This window comes from Lactobacillus sp. UMNPBX6 (genome assembly GCF_002553975.1).
GTDB classification, from domain to species: Bacteria; Bacillota; Bacilli; order Lactobacillales; family Lactobacillaceae; genus Lactobacillus; species Lactobacillus gallinarum.
In genome coordinates this window covers 42,917-50,077 of sequence record NZ_PCZD01000008.1, presented here as the reverse complement: position 1 = coordinate 50,077, position 7,161 = coordinate 42,917, and the positions used below count along the sequence as shown (strand labels likewise).

The 7,161-nt window shown below is 35.2% G+C and carries 7 protein-coding genes; 3 read left to right on the top strand and 4 right to left on the bottom strand.

What is annotated here, in order from left to right; translation table 11 throughout:
- Positions 1-107 precede the first annotated feature (107 nt).
- On the bottom strand, positions 108-983 hold the full coding sequence (locus CP357_RS02640) for a helix-turn-helix domain-containing protein (RefSeq protein WP_098036472.1): 876 nt from the start codon (positions 981-983) through the stop codon (positions 108-110).
- A gap of 261 nt (positions 984-1,244) precedes the next feature.
- Here CP357_RS02640 and CP357_RS02635 point away from each other — a divergent pair, with 261 nt between their 5' ends.
- Positions 1,245-3,191, top strand: coding sequence for a M13 family metallopeptidase (locus tag CP357_RS02635; RefSeq protein ID WP_098036471.1), 1,947 nt, complete (start codon positions 1,245-1,247; stop codon positions 3,189-3,191).
- 57 nt (positions 3,192-3,248) lie between these two features.
- Here CP357_RS02635 and CP357_RS02630 read toward each other — a convergent pair whose 3' ends face one another.
- From CP357_RS02630 to CP357_RS02620, 3 genes are all read right to left on the bottom strand, one after another.
- Positions 3,249-3,467: a hypothetical protein gene (locus CP357_RS02630; RefSeq protein ID WP_025005996.1), complete on the bottom strand. Its 219-nt coding sequence runs from the start codon at positions 3,465-3,467 to the stop codon at positions 3,249-3,251.
- A 242-nt stretch (positions 3,468-3,709) separates the two neighbouring features.
- Entirely contained in the window at positions 3,710-3,991 is a 282-nt protein-coding gene (locus tag CP357_RS02625; RefSeq protein ID WP_098036470.1) for a hypothetical protein, read from the bottom strand.
- Entirely contained in the window at positions 3,988-4,845 is an 858-nt protein-coding gene (locus tag CP357_RS02620) for a helix-turn-helix domain-containing protein (RefSeq protein WP_098036469.1), read from the bottom strand. Before CP357_RS02620 ends, CP357_RS02625 begins: the two co-directional genes overlap by 4 nt.
- A 259-nt stretch (positions 4,846-5,104) precedes the next feature.
- Between CP357_RS02620 and CP357_RS02615 the strand changes: the two genes are divergently transcribed.
- On the top strand, positions 5,105-5,566 hold the full coding sequence (locus CP357_RS02615; protein WP_233187194.1) for a DUF4097 family beta strand repeat-containing protein: 462 nt from the start codon (positions 5,105-5,107) through the stop codon (positions 5,564-5,566).
- Between the two features lie 4 nt (positions 5,567-5,570).
- Positions 5,571-7,139 (top strand): ABC transporter ATP-binding protein, encoded by a 1,569-nt coding sequence (locus CP357_RS02610; RefSeq protein ID WP_098036468.1) that lies wholly within the window; start codon positions 5,571-5,573, stop codon positions 7,137-7,139.
- Positions 7,140-7,161 lie beyond the last annotated feature (22 nt).

The following is a 7,161-nucleotide window of genomic DNA, read 5'->3' as shown; positions in this document are numbered from 1 at the left end:
GGAACCGTACGTCCGGTGCAATGAGAGGGGCGAGAATTAAACTCCCTCTACTCTATTTATTATTATATGAAATCAAGTCAAAAACTGCAATTAAATTGAGTTAAATGCTAGCGATATGAAGACTGTTGATCTTTATATTGTTCAACGAATTCTTTGGCCTGTTCAGCAAAAGCGGGCATCCCTGCCAACTTCATATTTTTATAGACTAGCATGCAAGTATCTATGTGTTTAGAATCATGGTCGTCATGATATGCAACCAAATTTTCCATTACAACTAGTGCATCTTTGAACAAAAAATTTTGATACCCCGTCTGCATTGATTTTTCTTCTTCAATGAAATATTTAGCAACATCATAACGATTATTTTCGATAGCTTGACTAACAATATTGAAAATTAAACCAGGCAATTCCATTTTGGTTTTCTTATCATCACCGTTTTTAAATTGTTTAATGATGTTCTTAGTAATTACGACATTGCTGTCTAGGTCATAGAAGGGCATAAAATTCGTATACAGTTCAAATTTAAAGCGATTAAAGTTAGGAATAGAGAAGATCTTATCCTTTAATTCCTGGCGCAATTCATTGTCAGGCTCTTTGTCAGGCTTTTTTATTGATTCTAAGGTGCCTTTTGTTACTAAAAGAATAGTTGCCTTTGTGTCTTTATCTAGCTTACTGTTTTCAATTTCTTTCAATAGATTTTGGATACGCTCACGATCATTTGCATAGTATGCAGTATCTATTTCTGTACTAAAATAATCAGTTTGAGTATCCCGGTCTCGATTAACTTTATTCATTTTCTTGAAAAAATCTGCTGGTGCAATTTTATTCTTGTTTAAAATTGCTAACAGATCTTCTGCTGTAATGCGATGGGTATCTTTTTCTATCTTGGAATAATAAGAAGGACTAACAACTCCGGCAATAAATTCTTTTTGCTTTTTTCCTTGTTCAATACGGTATTGCTTCAATAGCTCACCAATTGTCATCAACAAATCACCTCAAAAAATGTCAAATACGAAATTTTTAAAAATAATTTTAATTCCTTGCTAAGATTAAATCAACATTAAAACAAAGGAGTTAAACATTATGAAGAATAATAAAGATTACAGAACAATATCAGTTGTAAGTTTCCTTTCAAGAACTCAAGTAAATAGCTCACTTACGCAATATGTCATGTCATTGATTTAATTTAATTCTCATATGTAATAATTGTAAAAAAACAGAGTAAGAATAAGAGGTAATTAAGAATGAAACATTTTAATATTCGAGGTGGCATTGGTGATGTCACTGTTCCCAACACTAAGACACGTCCTCAAGATAACTTATACTTGGCAATTAATTCAAACTGGATGGAAAAAACGCAAATTCCTGCTGATCAACCTTATATCGGTGGTTTTAGAGAACTTGATATAAAAGTAAAGAAAAAGCTTAGAAAAGACTTGGCTGACTTTATGAATGGTAAAAAGGCTTTACCTCAAATTGCTAACTTTGATAAAGTGGTAAAGCTTTATGAACAAGCAGCCAACATGAAAACAAGAAATGATCTTGGTGCAAAACCAATTAAAAAAGATTTACAACGGTTACTTGAGTTGCAATCTTTTGCTGATTTGAATGAGCAAGCTGCACAATTGTTTAAGCAAGATTTTAAATTACCATTTGCATTTGAAGTTGACCAAGATCTTAAAGATACTGATCAAAACGCTTTTTATTTTGCAGCTCCGGGATTAGTCTTGCCTGATGCTTCCAGTTATCAGAATAAAGATAATGCTAAAAAGTTATTGGGCGTCTTTGCGAAACAGATGAAGCATGTATTAGAGTTAATCGGTTTTGGTGAAGATGATAGTGAGATGTATGCTGAACAGGCAGTTGCTTTTGATCAAAAGCTTGCTCCATTAATCAAATCTCAAGAGGAAAATAACGACTTTGCGGCGATGTATAATCCATACTACCTTAAAGATTTTGTTAACCAGTTTAAAGAATTTGAGATGGGGAACTTCTTAAATCAAATTTTAGCCAAACAAAAAGTAGATAAAATCATCGTTACTGAACCTAAACTTTTTGAGCATATTAATGAAGTAGTTAATGATGCACACTTTGCTGAACTTAAGTCATGGATGATCGTGAAATTTGCATATGGATATGCCAATTATCTTTCTCGAGAATTACGTGAAGCAAACTTTCCCTATTCTCAAGCAGTTTATGGTATCCAAGAGTTAAGCTCATCTGCTAAGCAAGCATATGGAATTACCGCAGATGAGTTAGGTGAATTTGTTGGTGTCTACTATGGGAAGAATTACTTCGGTGATAAAGCCAAAAAAGACGTTGAACAGATGACTTACCACATGATTTCGGTCTACAATGAACGACTTAAAAATAATGATTGGTTATCTGAAGCAACAAAAAAAGAAGCACTTAAAAAGTTAAGCACACTTAAAGTTAAAATCGGATATCCTACTAAGCTGCCAGAGGTCTACGATCAAATTACTCTCGGTAATAATTTGTACGATAGCATTCGTAAGATTAGACAAACTAAGCAAGCATTTAACATTACAAAATTGAACCAAAAATTTGATCGTCAACTTTGGGCTGAAGATATGCCTGCGATGATCATTAACGCTGGGTATGCACCTACTAATAATGACATTACTTTCCCTGCTGCTATTTTTCAAGCACCATTTTACAGTTCTGAGAATACCAGTAGTGAAAACTATGGTGGTATCGGTGCTGTAATTGCTCATGAAATTAGTCATGCTTTTGATCCGAATGGTTCTAAATTTGATGAAAAAGGTAATTTACGTGATTGGTGGTCAAAAGAAGATTTCGAAAAATTTGCTGAATTAGCACAAGCTGAAGTAAAGCTATTTGATGGAATCCAGATTGGAAGAACCAAAGTCAATGGTCATCAAACCGTGGGAGAAAATGTCGCAGATCTCGGTGGATTGACTGCTGCCGTTAAGGCATGTGCCGAAGAAAAAGGTAATTTGACCGAATTGTTTGAAAATTGGGCACGTATCTGGCGTAGAAAGATGGGAGCTGAGGTTAGACAGACCTTGGCAGAACTTGATCCACATGCTCCTGGAGAGATGAGAGCTAACGTTGCGGCTCAATGTTTGGATGAATTTTATGAAGCATTCAATGTCAGTGAAAACGATGGTATGTGGCTAGATCCAGAGCAACGAGTAAGAATCTGGTAAAATTATTGAAATAATGTTTGACTCCATAGTAAAAGGCTCCAATTGGAGCCTTTTTAGTTATTCAATTTTGTCATTGATTAATTCAGATTTAGATATTTTCTTGAACTTATAAAGCTTCCATAACAGACAAACAATATCAATTACAATGTAGAATAATCCAATCTTAATGCCAGTTTGTAGCCATGACCAGGGAATTAAATTGATAAACTTAAGACCGATTAATAGAATTACACCACCGATGATACTGCCTAATAGATCTTCTTTAATTTTCTTCATCCTATCCCTCAATCATAAAGTATTTTTTAGAAGTATATAATGAGCCAAAATCTAACATTAGTTGCAACGCGTCTGATACAGACACGAGGCGTCTCCTTTCTATTAGGATGTTGGCATGAGTCAAAAATCACTCATAAGCACCATCTCCTTCAAGGATAGCCACCGCTTCAGCTTTTCTACAGATAAAATTATACTAAATCCAAATATACGTTCACAAGCGAACACGAAAAATCGTTTTCACGTTAGTGGGAACGATTTTCTTTTCCATAAAAAGAACGCAAAATTAGCCAAACAATAGTGGCAAGGACCGCAATATCAAAGCTCCAAATGCCAGGATGAAAACCACTAACTAATGGAATAAAGCCAATAATAGCAACAAATTGATCATGGATAGCAGGTAGGTGTGGATCTTGCATCCAGCCGTAAATTTTGACTGCCATGAAAATAATAGTTATGACCCAGGCAATAATTGCAATGATTGCGGGAATCTTTTTAGCTAAGCGTATTTTCTCTGTAGAATTCATTCATCGTCCTCCCAAATTTGTTTAACATCCTTGAAGGCTTCTAATAATTGTTGTGCATGTTGTGAGCAGTTTAATTGTATCAAATTATTGAATATTGCTAGAACGGGCTGTTCATCTCCAGTATGACAATAGTCGATGACCCGTTGTAAAAAGGTTAAGGAGAGATCAAAGAACATGAAATGAGGCGGAAGTTCAACCCTACGCAATTCATCTAATAGCTGTTGTGCATAGTCTAGTTTCTTTTTAAAGATAAAAGCAATAACAGTGTCCGAGAGACCGCCCATAAAGATTGTGAGATTATCCCTCAAATCGTTCACTTGGTCAAAGTTATGAACGATTCGCATAGCGATCTTGAAACCAATTTCGGAATTCAACAAGAAAGGTGAATTGGCAAACAAGATAATATTATATTTTGACCAAACTGTTGTGTGCAGTAAGTAAGAACCAATTCTTTGAATATCAGCAGTGGTCAAGTAATTCTTCCCCTCAATTAAAAGCAGTTGGTTACAGACTAGCATAATATTCTTTAATTCAAGGATGTTTTTGCTAGCGTGATATTTAGCTAAATGAGCCTGCACGTATTTACGTAATACGGGAACGTCTTCATCCTTGATTGCCGCAATTATTTCATCAGGCAGTTCAAATTCCGCTTCGATATTTGCACGTTCGGTGAATTCATCTAGCGTAATGTTAATGCGCTTAAGTAACGCAATTGCCGTACTGAATTCTACTTCTACCTGGTTGTTTTCCCAGCGAGAAAGTTTAGAAATTGAACAAATTCCCTGGCACGCCTCAGTTTGCGTGATTTCTTGTTCTTTGCGTAAATCTTTATAAACTGAACCATATTTAAACATGTCATACCTCGATTTGCAGATCTGCAAATTCCTTACATTTTCATTCATTATCCTGCGATACTAAGAACAATTCAAGTAGCGAGGGATAGAAATGAAAAGAGGAATGAAAATGTTAATTTTGGCTATTGTAATTATGTTAGTTATCTTAGAAATTTTAAAGGTGCAGGATATGAATAAAGCTAGTTCAGAATAAGTAGTACAAAAAGTTTTAACCAACCGCAAATTTAATCAAGTAAAAGTTGATACCAGTAATGCAAATATTAAAGTCAAACAAGGCAATCATTACCGTGTTCTTTTTGAGGGAAGACATAAGTTGCTTCCAAAAGTTGAAGTCAAGAATAAGCAATTAATTGTTGAAGATAAAGATGGCATTAAGGTAGTTAATGGAAATCTCTTTGACTTATTCAAAAAACATTCTGCAGTACCGCAAATTACGATTGAACTGCCAGATGAAAAGTTGAAAAATATTGAAATTGATGATTCTAACGGTAGCGTTACGGTTCAAGGCGTTGCTGTTAGTCAAGGTGAAATTGATCTTTCAAATGGTAATATTATGGTCGATCATAGTACAGCTGGCGGTTATGATCTGGATACGTCGAATGGACACGTTGAGATAAATGGTTCAAATAAAGGCGACTCTTACAGCAAAAATGACAAGGCGCGAAGAGTATTAAGTATTGATAATTCAAATGGTGACATAACGGTAAGTTACGGGGGATAGAAATATGATTTACAAATACTCTTCACATTCTAAATTCATCAGCATGATTATCTTCGGCTTAATTGCCAGTATGCAACAGATTATCGTGGCTTATATGGTGCAGGCATTGACTAATATTGCTACGCAAAGAAGCTTTAGTGACTTACCGCAAATTTTGCTAATTGCTGTTAGCGGCTTATTGATTACCTTTTTAGCTTCACTTATTTTCAATCGCTTAAAAACAGGTGCGATTCAGGAAGCAAATACTACTTTACGGCTTGGCATCTTAAAAGGGATGCTTAAACAATCTAGTGATGAAAATACTACTAGCTTAGGTTATCTAACTACAGATTTTAAGCTCTTAGAAACTAATCGCTTTGATGCAGAAATTGAAATTATGATGCAAGCGTACATGATTATTTTTGCATTAGGCTATGCATTGTCGGTTAACTGGTTAGTAACCTTGCTTTTTCTAATAGGTTCATGCTTACCGATGATTGTATCCAGCCTTTTTCAAAAGAAAATTCAAACTGCTTCCGAAAATTGGACCAACGCCAATGATAAGTATGTTAGTCATATCAAGAATTTTTTAACTGGTAGTTCAACATTCAAGTTGTATGGCAAGCAAGATAATGCTGTTAAGAAGAGTAGGGTATTTGTTAACCAATTAGAAGCAGCACTGTGCAAGATGAATTTACTGAACTTGGACACAGTTTCATGGGTCAGCTTGATTGCTAACTTGTTTACCTTTACAGTGCCATTCTTAGTAGGGATTTACATGGTAGTTAATGGACAAACTACATTGGGTGCATTATTTGCAATTGTGCAGTTGTCGAATTCTTTTGTTAATCCAATTTTGACAATTTTAGAGGGTCGCAATAAGTTATCAACTACTAAAAAGATTGTTGCTAAAGCTGAAAAGTATATTGCCGAAGGCAAGAAAACTGAAGACGTTTCTGAAAATGATTTTAGTGAATTGGAAGTGGATGATTTAACTTTAATTAGAAAAGATCAGGAGTTGGCTAGACGTCTTAATTTAAAGATTAAGGCTGAACAAAAAGTAGCAGTTATTGGGCCATCGGGTACCGGGAAATCAACGCTTTTGCAATATTTAATGACAGGAGAATTCGGTCAGGCTAAAGATATTATTTTGAATAATAGCCAAGCTAAGGCTGGAGAATTTGCTAATATCTTTTCATACGCTAGTCAAAGTCCAGTGATTTTTGCAGATACCTTGTGGTTTAATTTGACACTAGACGCAGATATTTCCCGGGAAATGGTAATGGAAGTCTGCACCAAGTTGGGACTAGACACCATCGTGAAAGAGAAGGGATGGGATTATTCTTTAGGGGATAATGCGGATCAATTATCAGGCGGGCAGCTGGCAAGAATTGAATTAGCTCGGGCCATTTTAATGAAGCGGCCAGTGTTGCTGCTTGATGAAATTAATGCATCCCTTGATAAAAAGACCTCAGATCAGATTCATGATTACTTGTTAGAGTCTGATTTGACCTTTGTGGAAGTAATTCACCATTATGAACCAGAAGAGTTACAGAGATATGATCAAGTAATCGATTTAGAACAGTTTGTTTAAGAATATGAAAAAATCCCCGACG

Coding starts and splice junctions, on each gene's coding strand:
- CP357_RS02640 (WP_098036472.1), bottom strand. CDS start 983: ATGACAATTGGTGAGCTATTGAAGCAATACCGTATTGAACAAGGAAAA.
- CP357_RS02635 (WP_098036471.1), top strand. CDS start 1,245: ATGAAACATTTTAATATTCGAGGTGGCATTGGTGATGTCACTGTTCCC.
- CP357_RS02630 (WP_025005996.1), bottom strand. CDS start 3,467: ATGAAGAAAATTAAAGAAGATCTATTAGGCAGTATCATCGGTGGTGTA.
- CP357_RS02625 (WP_098036470.1), bottom strand. CDS start 3,991: ATGAATTCTACAGAGAAAATACGCTTAGCTAAAAAGATTCCCGCAATC.
- CP357_RS02620 (WP_098036469.1), bottom strand. CDS start 4,845: ATGTTTAAATATGGTTCAGTTTATAAAGATTTACGCAAAGAACAAGAA.
- CP357_RS02610 (WP_098036468.1), top strand. CDS start 5,571: ATGATTTACAAATACTCTTCACATTCTAAATTCATCAGCATGATTATC.